We start from the raw sequence: 15,795 nt of genomic DNA on the forward strand, positions 1-15,795 counted from the left end.
TATTACAAGAGGAGGAAACACAGTGAGCAATGAACAGTCGGAGCAGGATATAAGCAATGATATCGCCATCGTCAGCATGGTGTGCCGGTTCCCGGGGGTGGATTCCGTAGAGCAATATTGGGAGCTTCTCGCCAGTGGGACGGATGCGCTTCGGTTAAGCCCCGCACCGCCAGGACCAGGCATCGAACCCCTGACCCGCTTAGGGAGCGAAGGCCTGATCCCGGTGAATACCTCACTGAAGGATACGGAGAAATTTGATGCTTCCTTCTTCAAGCTGACCGGTAGGGAAGCCGAAATCACGGACCCGCAGCATCGGCTTTTTATGGAGAGTGCCTGGGAAGTGCTGGAGAAGGCGGGGTATAATCCGCTGAATTATCCCGGTCTGATCGGTTTGTTCGCGGGGGTCAGCACCAGCACTTACCTGATTAACCACTTGCTTGCGGACAGGGACGGGAATGAATCCGTCAGTGATTTGCAGCTGATGATCGCCAATGATAAAGACCATATGACGGCACAAATCGCCTATCGTCTTAATATTTGCGGCCCTGTGGTTGCCGTGCAGACTTCTTGTTCGACTTCTCTCGTGGCGACGCATCTGGCCTGTGAGAGTCTGCTCAGCGGACAATGCGATCTCGCGCTGGCGGGTGGGGTGACCCTTAAATTCCCGCAAGTTCCGGGCTATGTACACCACCAAGGGGGTCTGACTGCTACGGATGGCCTGATTCGCGCTTTTGACGCAGAGGCAACCGGGACTGTATACAGCAATGGCCTGGGAATTGTCGTATTGAAAAGGCTTGAAGATGCGCTGCGGGACGGAGATACAATCCAGGCCGTGATCAAAGGGTCGGCGATTAACAGCGACGGCGCGAACCGGATCGGCTACGCCGCTCCGGGTGTGGATGGGCAAGCTGCGGTTATTGCTGAAGCCATGAGTATCGCCCAAGTCGCTCCGGACGCGATCACCTACGTTGAAGCGCACGGCAGCGGCACACCGCTTGGAGATGATATTGAACTTGAAGCGCTCACCAGGGCATTTGCCCCGGCACGTTCCAATCGTTTCTGTGCGATTGGTTCGGCCAAAACCAATATCGGACATGTCGAGATGGCTTCCGGGGCAGCCGGCCTGATCAAAACGGCACTTTCGCTCAAGCACCGGCAAATTCCGGCAAGCCTTCATTTCGAGACTCCGAATCCCAAGCTGGAGGCACACAATAGCCCTTTCTATGTGAATGATATGTTGTCGGACTGGGAAGCCGGTGAACAGGGGCGTTATGCCGGAGTCAGCTCCTTTGGACTAGGCGGAATCAATGCCCATCTGGTGCTGGCAGAAGCACCCGTTCAGCCGGAAGGGGATGCAGAGAACAGTTGCGACCTTCTGGTCCTGTCGGCCAAGACAGCAAGTGCCTTGGAGCGGATGTGCGCCAATATGGCCGCCTATATAGAAGAACACCCGCAGCTGAATCTAAGCGATGTGGCCTATACCCTTAAGACAGGCCGGGCGGTATTTGCCGTCTCCACCGCAATTGTATTCCGCGGGCGCACCGATCTGCTGGAGCAGCTGAGGGCTGCCGGGGTCACAGGGGTTACCCGTCCGGGAGCTATGGCGGAGGGCAAACCTGCGGTTTGTTTCAGCTTCTCCCGGAACTGTGTGCTCTCTGCCGAAGCGGCTCGCGATTTATATGAATCAAATCCGTCCTTCCGGCATTGGATTGGCGAGTTGTCCGACCAAATCCGCCGGTCGTACCCACTGGACCTGAGGCATTCTGTCCGATCCGGGCTTGCACCGGAAGCTTCCGTGACCGGGAGAATACTGTCGTTTGCGCTGCAATTGGCGCTTGGGCGCCTGTTTCTCGGCTGGGGCATTGAGGTATCCTCCATCATCGGTACAGGTACAGGAAGTTGGGTCGCACAGGTACTGAAGGGTGAATGCGCCTTGGAGGAGGCGTTAACTCAGGTCTGCAGCGAAGGCACAGACAATAGTTCCGGCCATGCTCCCGGTCAGGCAGAGCAGGCCTATATTCTTAACCTGGGCGAGCCCGGACAAGCGGGCGGCCAGGTGGCTGCAGCAGGACAACCAAGCGGACTATATTGGCTGCAAAATGAAATCGCCCGGTTGTGGCTGGCTGGCGCCGGACCGGATTGGCCGCGGTATTACGAAGGGGAACGCAGACGCAAGCTGGAGCTCCCAACTTATCCTTTTGAACGGGGGGTATTCTGGATTGGCCCATCCAGCGGGCGCACCGGAGCAGCTGATGCGAGGGAAATTAGCCAAGAGAACAAGCCTGTAGGCGATTATTACCGGCAGAAAGTCAAAGAAATCTGGGAGCAAAGCCTTGGTGTGGAGATCGCGGATGGACAAGAGACCTTTTTCGAGCTGGGCGGACATTCCCTGCTGGCGACCCAAATTTTGTTTGTGCTGAACAAAACCTTCCGGACGGAGATTACACTCCAGCAGTTTTTCGATCATCCCACAGTGGACGATCTTGCCGCATTGGCGGCGGAACAAGCGGGGCAAGGCGTCAGCGCTTATACAGATCTTCCCGAAGTGCAGATTGCCCTGGCGGAGCGTTATGATCCCTTTCCGATGACCGATGTGCAAAAAGCCTACTGGATCGGCCGTTCGGAGGGCCTGGAGCTTGGGAATGTATCGACCCATATGTATTTTGAAAATGATGTCGAGGAGCTCAATCTGCAGGTATTTCAGCAGGCGTTCCAAGCCCTGATTGACCGTCATGACATGCTTCGTGCGGTGATCCTTCCGGATGGGCGGCAGCAAATTCTGCCTCAGGTTCCCGAATATGTGATCCGTTCCTATGACATGGCCTCTTTTGGGGAACAGGAGCGGAACGCGCATGTGCGGTCCATTCGTGAAGAGATGTCGCACCAGGTTCTGGATTGCAGCCAGTGGCCGTTGTTTGATGTCCGCGCGACACGGCTGCCGGAAGACCGGGTCCGGCTGCATATCAGCGTTGATCTGCTGATCGCCGATGCCTGGAGCCTGGAGCTGCTGCTGCGCGAGCTCTCTGTGCTGTATTTGAATCCAGCCCATCTCTTCGAGCCGCTGACGTTGTCGTTCCGTGATTATGTGCTGGCCACGGCAGAGATTGAGAAAAGCGAATTATTCCGCCGCTCCGAGGCGTATTGGCAGAGCCGGCTGGATACTCTGCCGATGGGACCGCAGTTTGAGCTTGTGAAGGAACCGTCGCAAGTACTCAAGCCGGAGTTCAGACGGCGGCAGCATGTGTTATCCGCCCCCGACTGGAAGCAGCTCAAAAAGAGGGCGGAGGGTTACGGCATTACTTCTACGGTGGCGCTAATGTCCGCTTTTGCCGAAGTGTTGACGTTATGGAGCCGCAAGGCGCATTTCGCACTTAATCTGACCTTATTCAACCGTCTGCCGATCCATCCCGAAGTGGGCGAAGTCATTGGGGACTTCACTTCTCTGACCTTGCTGGAAATCGACAACCGTGAACCTGGCGCGTTCATCCGCCGGGCGTTGCGCCACCAGCGCAGGCTGCTTGAGGATATGGATCACCGTTATTTCAGCGGTGTGCGGGTAACACGGGAGCTGCTGGCCAAATATAAAGAACCGTCAAAGGCAATCGTACCCGTGATCTTTACGAGCATTCTGAACCAGACGGAGCAAGCCGGGGGCGAAGGCCAGTCCGCTCAGGCCTTGCAGGAGGACCGCTACAGTGTCTCGCAGACCCCTCAGGTGTGGCTGGATCATCAGGTGCTGGAACGGGATGGGGAACTGCATTTTAACTGGGATTCGGTAGATGAACTGTTCCCGGACGGCATGCTGGACGAGATGTTTACGGCCTATTGCCAGCTGCTGGCGTTGCTGGCTGGGGAGTCGCAGGTCTGGGATGAACCCCTGCCCCTAAGCATGGAGCTTGCGCGCAGAATGCCGCATCGTGAACGTCTGCACGAGGTTGCATCGTTCCATTCTGCGCCGCTGCCGCCAAATTCGTCACCTGGTTCCCTGTTGGAGCGTTACCATAACCATGTCCGGAATCGACCGTCCGCTGTAGCGCTTATCGCCTCAACGCGGCAGTTGAGTTATTCCGAATTGAATCACTACGCTGATTATGTGGCCGGTCAACTTCTTAGAAATGGGATCAGGCCGGGTGAACCGGTGGCCGTTGTGATGCATAAGGGCTGGGAGCAGATTGCCGCCGTTCTTGGAATTCTCAAGGCCCGCGGGGCTTATCTTCCTGTGGATGCCTCGCTTCCGAAAGCCCGGATTGCAGAGCTCCTGCGGCTTGGACAAGTTGCAAATGCCGTCGTAGAGCCTCATTTGGATCACACAGATTGGCCGCAGCTTGTGCCGATTGTGCTTACCGAGCAGTGCACACCGGACGGCACCTACGGAGCAGAAGACCCGGAAGCGGCGGACCGCCTGGCGTATATTATGTTCACTTCAGGGAGCACGGGGGTTCCCAAAGGGGTCATGGTCAATCACCGCGCTGTTCTTAATACCACTGAAGATATTTTGCACACTTATCATGTGGGTCCGCATGATGTTATGTTCGGCTTGTCCGCGCTGAACTTTGACCTGTCGGTATTTGATATCTTCGGCATGCTTTCTGCAGGAGGCACACTCGTACTGCCGGACAAAGATCATCTCCGGGACCCTGCACATTGGCTGGAGCTGATGAACCGGACAGGTGTGACCCTCTGGAATACAGTGCCGGCACTTTTGAGCATGCTTACCGAACTGGTCAAGGACATGAAATCACCGGTCTGCGGTTCGCTGCGTCTGGCTCTGCTTAGCGGCGACTGGATACCGCTGGGTCTGCCCCAAGCAGCCAGCCGGTTGAATCCGGGGCTAGAGGTAGTCTCATTGGGCGGAGCCACCGAAGCGGCCATTTGGTCGATCGCTTATCCGGTCCGGCAGGTCTTGCCAGGCTGGACCAGCATTCCTTACGGACGTTCCCTTGCCGGTCAACGGGTATACGTGCTGAATGAGCGGATGGAAGAATGCCCTGTTGGCGTAAGCGGGGAACTGTACATTGGGGGAGAAGGACTCGCAATGGGCTACTGGCAGGATGAACCACGTACCCTGGAAAGGTTCATCCGCCATCCTCTGAACGGCCAGCGGCTCTACCGCACCGGTGATCTAGGGCGGTATGCGGCAGACGGGAATATTGAATTCCTGGGACGGGAGGATTTGCAGATTAAGGTACGCGGTCATCGCATTGAGTTAGGCGAGATCGAGGCTGCCCTGAAATCTCATCCTTATATCAAGGAGGCCGCGGTACTTGCTCAGGGGGAAGGCGAACGCAAGCGATTGTCCGCTTATGTGACCGTGGACCGTGAACAGGCTTACGGGGTCTCGGGTATGGCCGGGCAGGAGCTGATTACGGGCGCGGTGGACCGGATGTTGTTCAAACTGAATGAACCTGCACTGCGAAAGAATCTATCCGGCCAAAGCTACAGTCTGGACGATGCAGCAGAAGGTGCCGTCCCCTTCTTGCGGCGGCGCAGCTACCGCAGCTTCGTGAAGGAGCCGATTTCCCGGCGGCAATTCGGGGCATTTACGTCCGCTTTGTCGCAAAGAACCTTCGACGGCCTGCCTTTTCCCAAGTTCCAATATGGTTCAGCAGGCGGGCTGTATCCGGTTCAGGTCTACTTTCACCTGAAGCCGGGGGCGGTAGAGGATCTTCCGGCCGGGCTTTATTATTACAACCGCAAGGAGCATCAGCTAGTACTGCTTGAAGAAGACCCGCGGATAGATGCTGCCGTTCATGCGCCGGGGAACCGCGCTGTTTATGAGGCTTCGGCCTTCCAGATTTTCCTGATCGGCAGCATGGACGCAATCGCCCCTATGTACGGGCAGAAGGATGGACTGGGTTATTCGATGATGGAAGCCGGGATTATCTCGCAGCTGCTGGAAGATAAAGGTCCTGAGCACGGGATTGGTTTGATTCAGATGGGGACTCTGGGCTTTGACCACATTCGGCCGATGTTCCGGCTGCACGCAAACGATGTCTATCTGCATTGCCTGCTTGGAGGCGGAATTACGCCAGAGCAAATGACCCTGGCCGGCCAGGTTGACGAAATGAATCTCTATTCTTCCGATAAAACTGCCACCAAAGAGAGCAAACCGGACATCGGCAAAGCCCTGACAGCCTATTTGAAAGAGAAGCTGCCTTCGTACATGGTGCCGTCCGCAATACAGGAACTGGAGAATTTTCCGCTGACGGCCAATGGCAAAGTGGACCGCAAAGCGCTTGCACATCAGGAACCGCAGCTCCCGGAAACCAATGAAGCGGCCGCTCTCATGACCGGTGAACTGTCCTCGGGATCAGCTCAGCTCTTGCAGCGGATTACGGACGCCTGGCGTCAGGTTCTGAACCGTCAGGATATTGGCCTGCATGACAACTTTTTCGATCTGGGCGGTGATTCGATCACCATGGTGGCGCTGTTCCGTGAATTGCAGGAGGATTATGGGAGCAGGCTGACCATGGTAGAACTGTTCAGATATCCAACGATTACAGAGTTGTGTGAATTCTTGCTGGAAGATGAAGCTACTTCCCGGCCTCAGGACGGACTGCCTCTGGAGCGGGAGCGGGCCGATTCCCGGCGCAGCGCTCTGGCCCAGCTGGCCGGCAAACAACGGCAAGGCCGATAAAAGAATCCGAGTTACAGGAGGAATGAAGGATGAAGAAATTTTTGTTGCTGCTATTTATTGCGGTGCTGGCCTGTCCGGGCGGCTCCGCCTTATCGGCTCCCGCTCAAGCGGTCAAGTTCTCTTGGAACGGTACACCCATTACCTTCACAGGAGCTTCACCGGTTCAAGAGGGAAAGACATGGCTGGTGCCGATTCGGCCCGTCGCTGAAGAACTGGGTGCAGAGCTTAAGTGGAATGCCAAAGGAAAAGAGCTTACCCTGTCAACGTTTGCCCGGACGGCAATACTGGTCATCGGCAGCAAGCAGATGAAGGTCAACGAACAGACTGTTGCTCTTCCAACCGCTCCGAAGCAACATAAGTCCGCTATCCTTGTCCCTGTGGAGGCATTGGAAGCTATCGGGCTTGAAGCGGCCTGGAATCCGGCGAAGACCGCAGTGGATCTGAAGCCGGAATTCACCGTTGTCAAAAAGTATGTTTTTCCCATTCAGGTCGCAAGCGTCCGTTACCGCGGCCAATACGAGGAAATCACGAAGGTCTTTACCCTGCTGGACAACGAAGTGAAAGACGTCATCAATGGCAAGGGCATGAGTCTGTATTATGAGCAGAATTATGAGCAAGGGCACGACACCGAGATTTGCATCCCCGTCAGCAAAGCGGTGGAAGGCAAATCCATTGAATACAACGGCCAGACGATTCCGATTGTCACCAAAACGCTGGAGGGCGGTTATTTCCTGTCGGTGGTTCACCAGGGAACGCCGGATACTCTGGGTGACGTCTGGGCGCAAATGGACTTATATGCCAAAAATACACGGGTCGAGCTTACATCGCCGTCACGGGAAGTCTATGTGCAGGAGGATCTGAAGGATTACCGTAAGCAGGTTACCGAAATTCAGCTCCGGTTCAAAGATCTATGAAGCATTATAACGAAGGTACATTTTGCTGGGCCGAGCTGGGCAGCGGCAATCCGGCAGCATCCACTGGATTCTATACCGCATTATTTCCCTGGACAACGCAAAGCACAACCATGGAAGACGGGCGCAGCTATACAGTATTCCAGTCGGACGAACAGGATGTGGCTGCCATGTATTCCTTGGGCGATACCCAGCTGCCCTCCTTCTGGGGGTGTTACATTGCCGTTCAGGACGTGGGTATCGCGGCTGAGCGGGCTGTGTCACTGGGAGCAGAGATCATCATTGCTCCAAGACGCATAGGCGATAAAGGCATCATGTGCGCATTCCGTGATCCTACCGGAGCGATGGTTGCTTTATGGGAAGCGGCAGAGCATCGTGGCTCGGGTGTTCAGCACGAACTGTACAGTATAGACTGGCATGAGCTGTACACAACGGATTTAGACACCGCCGCTCATTTTTATACGGAACTGCTGGGGTGGTCAATGGAAGAAGTGCCAACTCCGTCGGGCCGTTATCTCCAGTTCAAAGCAGGAGCAGACTACGCAGCCGGCATAAAGGCCATCCCCCAGGACATGGTGAACATGAGCAGTGGCTGGGGACTATATTTCAAGGTTCCCGGTTGCGGGGAGATCATCCGTCAAGCCGTTGCCTTGGGAGGTACTGTGGTGATCCCCCCAACGCCTGTGCCGGGTGGCGGGACATTTGCCACTTTGCAGGACCCGCAGGGAGCTTTCTTTTCCATTCAGCAGGGGTTCTAGGGTAACAATCATCCGGGATAGCTCTTAATTAACCTAAGGTTGTCCCGGGTATTCCTATAATGAATAGTGAGGTAGTGACACAATGACCTATTTGCAAATTACCAAAGAAAATATCGGACAAGAACATATCTGCTGCGCACTCGGCGCTAAGCAATATGAACAGGCGGTCCGGGACAAAAAGCAATGGCTGAGCGAACGGATGGAGGAAGGGCTGGTATTTTACCGGCTGAATGACCGGGCGAAGGTTTTTATTGAATATTTGCCTGCCGAGAAGGCATGGATACCGCTAAATGCCCCTAACTATATGTATATTAACTGTCTGTGGGTATCGGGCAGACACAAGGATAGCGGTCATTCCAAACAGTTGCTGGATAAATGTATAACAGATGCCCAGGCCCTGGGGATGGATGGCATTGTGCATATTGTAAGCAAGAAGAAGATGCCTTATTTAAGCGACAAACGTTATTTTGAGCATATGGGATTTCAAATCGCCGATGAATCGGCTCCTTATTTCGAGTTGGCTGTGCTCAAATGGAACGATGAAGGGGAACAACCGTCTTTTGCACATTCCGTGAAGTCAACACCGGCCACAGACAATGGAATTTGTATCTATTACACGGCACAATGTCCATTTGCCGTGGGCATTCTGGAGGATTTGCGGGCTGTGGCGAAGGAAAGGGGCCTTCCGTTTACGGCTCATCTCCTGACTACCAGGGAAGAAGCTCAGGCCGCCCCCTCGGTATGGACCACCTTCAGTCTATTTCTTAACGGCAAGTTTATCACCCATGAGATTATGAGTCCGGGCAAGTTTGCGAAACTGCTGGACAGTGCCAAATAGAACAGATACAGGGAGGAAACAACTTGAATGTAGCTTATCTTGCCGCTTCCGACGTGATCCGGCTGCTTGAACAGGGCGACGTTACTTCCAGGCAACTGCTGGATTACTATTACGGCCGGATGGACCTTGTGAATGAACAACTCAATGCCGTAGTGCAGCAGCAGCGGGAAACTGCCTATGCCCAGGCGGATCAGGCGGACCGTGACAGAAAAGAAGGCCGGAAGCATGGGCCGCTGCATGGTTTGCCCCTTACGGTGAAGGAGTCTTTTGATGTCAGCGGAATGCTTACTACATCCGGAGCCCCGCATCTTAAACATAATATCGCCGCAGGACATGCAGTCACGGTGCAACGCTTGATCCAAGCTGGCGCCATCATCCTGGGAAAAACCAACGTGCCGACGATGACCTCAGACTGGCAGACCTATAACGACCTGTACGGCACGACCAACAACCCTTGGGACATAAGCTTAACCCCGGGCGGTTCATCCGGCGGCAGCGCGGCCGCCTTGGCAGCGGATTGCACGCCTGTGGAATTCGGCAGCGATCTGATCGGCTGCCTGCGGATTCCTGCGCATTATACTGGCGTATACGCCCACCGTTGCAGTCTTGGAATGCTGTCGCTTAGAGGGCATGTCCCCGGCAATCCTCCCGGTGATCCAAGCGAACCCGACTTGTCGGCGGCTGGGCCCTTGGCCCGCAGCGCCAGGGATCTGCGGCTGATGATGGATGTCCTGTATGATCCGTGGGTGGATGTGTCTGTTGCCCCTGATTTCCGCAAAAACACCTTAAAGGAACAAGCGAAGATTAGAGTGCTGACCTGGTTTGAAGCGCCGGGGCATCAACTCGATGAACGGATTAAACGGAGATATGCCGATTTTACAGAAGCCTTATCGGGGATGGAGGGGGTGGAGGTTCACCACGGGATGCCTCCGGAGATCCGGATGGACGATTTGTTCGAGCTGGCTATGAAGCTGTCCGGACGGCTTGTCGGCACCTCCTTCAACTCAAGGCAGCGGCTTACTGCCAGTCTGGCCTCTCTTGGACTGCGGGCCTCCCGTTTGGTAACGAAGGCTTTTCCCGAAGGGCTTGACGAGTATTACCGGGCGATGAATCAAAGTGAGGGGGAACAAGCGGAGACGGACCGTCTGCGCCAACACTATAACGGCATGATCTCATCCTTGCTTCAGGAATATGACGTTCTGCTGCTGCCCATCAGTCCGGTGCTGGCTATTCCCCATATGCAGCAAGCGGTACATAGAAGGGCTCTGGATGTGAATGGACAGGCAACCGGATATAACGAGCATTTAATCTGGAACATCCCCGCGACTGTGTTTGGGCTGCCGGCCACGATTTTGCCGCTGAACCGCGCAAGCGATGAATTGCCTTGCGGAATACAGATTGTCAGCGGGCATTTCAAAGACCACATCAGCATTGATTTTGCCGAAATATGCGAGTCACTAACGGGCGGATTCCAAATTCCGCCGGGCTATTCGTAAAAAGACGTTATAATAGACGTTATAATATAGGCAGGCTCAGATCCATAATTAGCGGTTGACTGGGGCCGGGCAATAACTGGTACCGGACCAGCTGTGCCAGGAAGCGGACTCCTTGGACCTTATTTGAGGAATCGAAGGATGTTGTCCTGTTATGCGGACACAGGAGCGCTTATTTCATGATCTCTAGCCCAAAATGAGGGCCAATGGATCAATTAACGGCTCCTGAGTCCGTTTGGCCAGCAAAATGAGCTGATTTCGCGAAATAACGCTTCTCCAGTCCGTAAATCTGTCAATATCTTATTTTGCGGTAGAGCTAAAATACATTTCTGGGGTGTATCATGACGATTTTTTCAAAGAAAAACAAACAAGATTTATTATCCATGAAGATGGAGATTAAGATCAGACAAGAATATAAGAATATCTCTAAGCACAAGAGGGTACTAATGCCTGTTATTGATTGGGGGATTTCCTTATATATCAACGGTTATGAATTAGATAAAGATGAAGTGTTTGTAGAAGATGTTTTTTTAAAATCGTTACTTTATTCGGGGAAATATCCAATGTTTACTTGTACATGCGGGATTTTCGGTTGTGGAGGGTATTATGTAGACGTTCTACTTAACAATGAAACGGTGATTTGGACTACTCATCAGTCACTGTTTGAGGATAAAGCAATAAAGAGTTCTAATAAATTTGTTTTTTCATGGAGCAATATCATCGAATTTTCAGAAGAATTAATGCAAAGATTAGAAGAGCTCAAAAGTACGATGATATCCCATGAATTGGAATTCCGATACAATCTTGAGAAATATAAGGACGTTATGCACGAAATTAAAATTAAATGAAAAGAAGACTGTTCATCATATTTGACAGGTTGAAAGATTTGTTGATATTATGGATACATATAGTCTTTAAAATCAAGGGATATTCAATAACCCAGATTATGCCCTTCACTATTATTCCCTTCACACGATGTTTTGTTTGATTGCCGGTGCGCGGGCACCGGTAGCGGGACAGCTTTGCTGTTAGGGCAATACTAAGCTTTGATTAATTATAGATATCATGTATCTTCAAAGTTTATAAATCATTCAGACAAAAAGGAGACTGTAACTATGACTAGCGAACCCGCTACCAATTACTGGAGTACTCAGGCGTATGTCAATAAGGCGGATTATGTTAAACCGGGAACCGAGATCTTATCCATGCTGCAGCCTGGGCCCAATGAGCGAATTCTGGACGTGGGCTGCGGGAATGGGGACTTAATGGCTGAGGTTGTAGCAGCCGGAGCGTTACCCGCAGGTATCGATCTTTCGGAGGAAATGGTGAGGCGGGCCAGACAGAAGTACCCTGAATTGAATTTTCAGGCGGAAGATATTTGTCATTACCGGACAGATGTCCGCTTTGACGCTGTATTCTCCAATGCAGCTTTCCACTGGATCAAGGATGCTCCCGCAGTTGCTCAGTCCATCTGGCTGGCACTCCGGGAGGGCGGCCGATTCGTAGCCGAATTTGCCGGCAGTGGCAATGTTGCCGTGCTGACCTCCGCTATGCAGCAGGTGCTGGAGGAGCATGGTTATGCGTGGGCGGGACGGAACCCCTGGTATCATCCCACCATTGGTGAATACGCCAGCCTGCTGGAGCAGACCGGCTTCCGTGTCACTTTGGCTCAGCACTTCGACAGGCCAACTCCGCTAAAGGGGAATACTGGAGTCCGGGGCTGGCTTGACGGGTTCGCCGGTTATTTCTTCAGCGACGTCACCTGTGAAGATCGAGCGACGATCTACCGCGCCATTGAGGCAAAGGTTAAGCCACATCTTGAGCGGGGAGGCCAATGGATGGTCGACACCAGCCGATTGCGCATCATAGCCATCAAGGAATCCGTTTAAGGACATTTGTGTCATAAGAAGCCGCCTATAACTGGCGGCTTTTTTTGTTGCAACGATAACCTTTCTTGTTCTTGAAGGTACTAGAGGGTACAAAGGTATATGTCGTAATATTATATAGTGATGTCGCATACTCCTACTTAAAAAATACATTCCAGTGTGTTACCTTATTCAATAGATGTCAGGATATTATATATGAATGGGAGGTAATAAAATTGAGTATTCGAATGGGTATGGCCAGTTATTGGCATGTTCATGCCTGGGATTACACCAAGCAGGCGCAAGAGCATCCGGATACGGTCATAACGGCTGTATGGGATGAAGATCCGGTCCGTGGCAGGGAAGCCGCCGCCAAGCTGGGGGTTCCTTATTACGAATCATTACAAGACATGCTGGCACAACCAGACCTGGACGCCATCATCGTGGATGCTCCGACGAACCGTCATAGGGAAGTCATTATCGCCGCAGCCAGAGCGGGCAAACATATTTTCACGGAAAAAGTGATTGCCCCTTCCCTGCAGGAAGTCCGGGAAATCATGGAGGAGATTGAGCGGAGCGGTGTGAAGCTTACGGTCTCCCTGCCCCGTCTAAACGATGGCTATACGCTCGCTATTCAAGACATTCTGGCCCGTGGTCAACTTGGCGACATCACCTATGTAAGAGTACGGCTGTCCCACAATGGTGCGCTGGCCGGGTGGCTTCCGGAGCATTTTTACAGTCTGGAGCAATGCGGAGGCGGAGCGTTAATCGACCTCGGCTGTCATCCGATGTATTTGACCCGGTTGTTCCTGGGGCAGGAGGTGACGGGAGTCAGTGCGAATTTCGGCTATGTCACAGGGAAAGAAGTTGAAGACAACGCCGTGGTGACTCTCTTTTCCGGTTCGGGGGCTATCGGAGTGGTGGAAGCGGGCTTCGTGAACAGCCATTCCCCGTTTACAGTCGAGGTGCACGGCACGGAAGGAACCGTCTTATTTGGAACTCCGGAAGACAAGCTGCTGCTTAGATCCAATCAAGCGGAGAATCAGGGAGAAGCCTGGATTGAGGTGCCACCGTACAGCCGGCGTGAAAGCGCTTTTGAACAGTGGGTCGGGCATATTCAGAACAACACGATTGCGGAAAGCAACCTTCAAATGGCGGTGGAGTTGACGAGTCTGATGGAAGCGGCCAACCGTTCGGCCAAAGAGGGGAACGTCATCCGGCCGGAAGCGGTAAGCCTGCAGCCATGAACAGCCTGAAGTTGACTCCCTTCCCGTTTGAGGTCATGTTCGAGAAACAGGATCTCTTGGAGAGGCTCGATATTAAGATTACCTGGGGTCAATATGAGATCAAGGTACTGCGGTTTCATTTAACTTCGTTTGAGCCGGGAAGAATCGTTGATTTTCATAATCATGCCGAATTTGAATTCCATTTCATTCCGCGGGGGAAAGGTACGGTCATCCTCGAAGATCAGACCTTTTCGTTGTCCGAAGGGATGTTGTACCTGACAGGCCCCGGCGTCATGCATTACCAGGCAGCCTCAAACGAGGAGGCAATGGACGAATTGTGCCTGCATGTCGACATTATCCGCCATGATTCAGCGAATGCCGATCCTTGGGAGACGGCGGAAGCGAAGGAATGCATGGAGAAACTAAGCACGCTGCCGCTCAAGCCCGAGCTGGACCGCCACGGGGCGATGAATTGTTTTTTGGAAGCGTATGAGGTGTGCGACGGGAAACATAGAGGATATTATACCTCGATTAAACAGCTGGTGATCAGCATTTTGTTAAAAGCGGTGAGAGCTTATGATTCGGGCGAAATCGGCACCGAAGCCCCCTTCCGGAATATGGTCGCCTACCGGTATCAATATGCCGTCCAGTATATGGAGGCCAATTCTCCGGCGAGTCTGACGCTGGAAAATGTCGCTGAAAAGCTGAACATCAGCCCGCGGCAGCTGCAGCGTATATTTCGCCAGATGAATGCTGACAAGCCTTTCAGCAAAGTGCTGGAGGACATCCGGTTGACATCCGTCTGCCAGCGGCTCGTGGAGAGCGCCCAGTCCATTGAACAGATCGCCCAGTCGGAGGGATTCTCAAACGCAACCTATCTGCATTCCGTGTTCCGCAAGCGGCTTGGAATGACGCCAGCGGCCTACCGGAAGACCAAGCAAGCCAAATGATATCGAATTAGAGGAGGAAATAAAATGAGTAAAGTATATCAAGTAGGGATTGTAGGGTGCGGCGGGATCGCTAACGGTAAACATCTGCCCAGCTTAATCAAATTGAACAACGTAGAGTTGACTGCTTTTTGCGATATTGTTGTGGAGCGGGCGGAGGAAGCCGCTGCCAAATACGGAAGTGAAACCGCCAGGGTATATAGCGATTACCGGGAAATGCTCGAGAAGGAAGCGCTGGATATCGTACACGTGCTGACTCCGAACGACTCCCATGCCGAAATTGCCATCGCTGCGCTTGAGGCCGGCAATCATGTGATGTGCGAGAAGCCGATGGCGAAGACGGCGGAGGATGCCAGAAGGATGGTCGAAGCGGCGAAACGAACGGGAAAAAAGCTTACGATCGGATACAACAACCGTTTCCGCGCGGACAGCATGTATTTGAAGAAGTTATGCGAGGATGGCGACCTCGGACATATTTATTTAGCCAAAGCTCATGCGATCCGGAGAAGGGCCGTACCGACCTGGGGTGTGTTTTTGGATGAAGAGAAGCAGGGTGGAGGTCCATTGATCGACATCGGCACCCATGCGCTGGATCTGACACTTTGGATGATGGATAACTACAAGCCTAAAGTTGTACTGGGGACGAAATACCATGAGTTGTCCCAAAAAGAAAATGCCGCAAATGCCTGGGGACCTTGGGATCCTAAAAAGTTCACGGTAGAAGACTCCGCGTTTGGGATGATTGTCATGGAAAACGGCGCCACTGTCATGCTGGAGTCCAGTTGGGCCATCAATTCTCTTGAGGTGGATGAAGCCAAATGCAGCTTAAGCGGTTCGGCAGCAGGGGCGGACATGAAGAACGGGCTGCGCATCAATGGAGAGGAGCATGGGCGTCTGTACACCAAGGAAATTGACCTGGGTTCAGGCGGTGTTGCCTTCTATGACGGCAAGGCCGAAAATGCGGCTGACGTCGAGATGAGAAGCTGGATTGAAGCGGTTGATCAGGACCTGGAGCCCGTGGTCACGCCGGAGCAGGCTTGTGTGGTATCCGAAATTCTGGAGGCGATCTACGAATCGGCGCGGACCGGCAAGGCCGTATATATGAACTGATCCCTCGCGG

At 53.2% G+C, this 15,795-nt stretch carries 10 protein-coding genes; all 10 read left to right on the plus strand.

Features of this window, described 5'->3' with window-relative positions:
* The first annotated feature begins 22 nt into the window (after positions 1-22).
* The 10 genes from IEY53_RS06420 (at position 23) to IEY53_RS06465 (ending at position 15,785) form a co-directional block, all read left to right on the plus strand.
* A complete protein-coding gene (locus IEY53_RS06420) occupies positions 23-6,637 on the plus strand; it encodes a non-ribosomal peptide synthetase (protein ID WP_189023096.1) in 6,615 nt (2,204 codons plus the stop codon).
* Positions 6,638-6,666: 29 nt separating this feature from the next.
* A complete protein-coding gene (locus IEY53_RS06425; RefSeq protein ID WP_189023098.1) occupies positions 6,667-7,551 on the plus strand; it encodes a stalk domain-containing protein in 885 nt (294 codons plus the stop codon).
* A complete protein-coding gene (locus tag IEY53_RS06430; RefSeq protein WP_189023100.1) occupies positions 7,548-8,306 on the plus strand; it encodes a VOC family protein in 759 nt (252 codons plus the stop codon). The genes IEY53_RS06425 and IEY53_RS06430 overlap by 4 nt, the downstream gene beginning before the upstream one ends.
* Positions 8,307-8,388: 82 nt before the next feature.
* On the plus strand, positions 8,389-9,144 hold the full coding sequence (locus tag IEY53_RS06435; protein ID WP_189023102.1) for a GNAT family N-acetyltransferase: 756 nt from the start codon (positions 8,389-8,391) through the stop codon (positions 9,142-9,144).
* A gap of 23 nt (positions 9,145-9,167) precedes the next feature.
* Entirely contained in the window at positions 9,168-10,640 is a 1,473-nt protein-coding gene (locus IEY53_RS06440; protein WP_229696016.1) for an amidase family protein, read from the plus strand.
* 443 nt (positions 10,641-11,083) lie between these two features.
* Positions 11,084-11,485: a hypothetical protein gene (locus tag IEY53_RS06445; RefSeq protein ID WP_229696017.1), complete on the plus strand. Its 402-nt coding sequence runs from the start codon at positions 11,084-11,086 to the stop codon at positions 11,483-11,485.
* Positions 11,486-11,752: 267 nt separating this feature from the next.
* Entirely contained in the window at positions 11,753-12,526 is a 774-nt protein-coding gene (locus IEY53_RS06450; protein WP_189023106.1) for a class I SAM-dependent methyltransferase, read from the plus strand.
* Positions 12,527-12,738: 212 nt separating this feature from the next.
* Positions 12,739-13,749, plus strand: coding sequence for a Gfo/Idh/MocA family protein (locus IEY53_RS06455; protein ID WP_229696018.1), 1,011 nt, complete (start codon positions 12,739-12,741; stop codon positions 13,747-13,749).
* Positions 13,746-14,678, plus strand: a complete 933-nt coding sequence (locus tag IEY53_RS06460; protein WP_189023108.1) for a helix-turn-helix domain-containing protein — start codon at positions 13,746-13,748, stop codon at positions 14,676-14,678. Before IEY53_RS06455 ends, IEY53_RS06460 begins: the two co-directional genes overlap by 4 nt.
* A gap of 24 nt (positions 14,679-14,702) precedes the next feature.
* Positions 14,703-15,785 carry a Gfo/Idh/MocA family protein gene (locus IEY53_RS06465; protein ID WP_189023110.1) on the plus strand — a complete coding sequence of 361 codons (1,083 nt, stop codon included), beginning with the start codon at positions 14,703-14,705 and terminating at the stop codon, positions 15,783-15,785.
* The last annotated feature ends 10 nt before the right edge of the window (positions 15,786-15,795 follow it).

Source organism: Paenibacillus albidus (assembly GCF_014644435.1).
GTDB lineage: Bacteria > Bacillota > Bacilli > Paenibacillales > Paenibacillaceae > Paenibacillus_AQ > Paenibacillus_AQ albidus.

What these genes read in the sequence shown, in the direction of transcription:
- IEY53_RS06445 (WP_229696017.1), top strand. Translation starts at nt 11,084, where the DNA reads ATGCCTGTTATTGATTGGGGGATTTCCTTATATATCAACGGTTATGAA.
- IEY53_RS06465 (WP_189023110.1), top strand. Translation starts at nt 14,703, where the DNA reads ATGAGTAAAGTATATCAAGTAGGGATTGTAGGGTGCGGCGGGATCGCT.
- IEY53_RS06425 (WP_189023098.1), top strand. Translation starts at nt 6,667, where the DNA reads ATGAAGAAATTTTTGTTGCTGCTATTTATTGCGGTGCTGGCCTGTCCG.
- IEY53_RS06430 (WP_189023100.1), top strand. Translation starts at nt 7,548, where the DNA reads ATGAAGCATTATAACGAAGGTACATTTTGCTGGGCCGAGCTGGGCAGC.
- IEY53_RS06435 (WP_189023102.1), top strand. Translation starts at nt 8,389, where the DNA reads ATGACCTATTTGCAAATTACCAAAGAAAATATCGGACAAGAACATATC.
- IEY53_RS06450 (WP_189023106.1), top strand. Translation starts at nt 11,753, where the DNA reads ATGACTAGCGAACCCGCTACCAATTACTGGAGTACTCAGGCGTATGTC.
- IEY53_RS06460 (WP_189023108.1), top strand. Translation starts at nt 13,746, where the DNA reads ATGAACAGCCTGAAGTTGACTCCCTTCCCGTTTGAGGTCATGTTCGAG.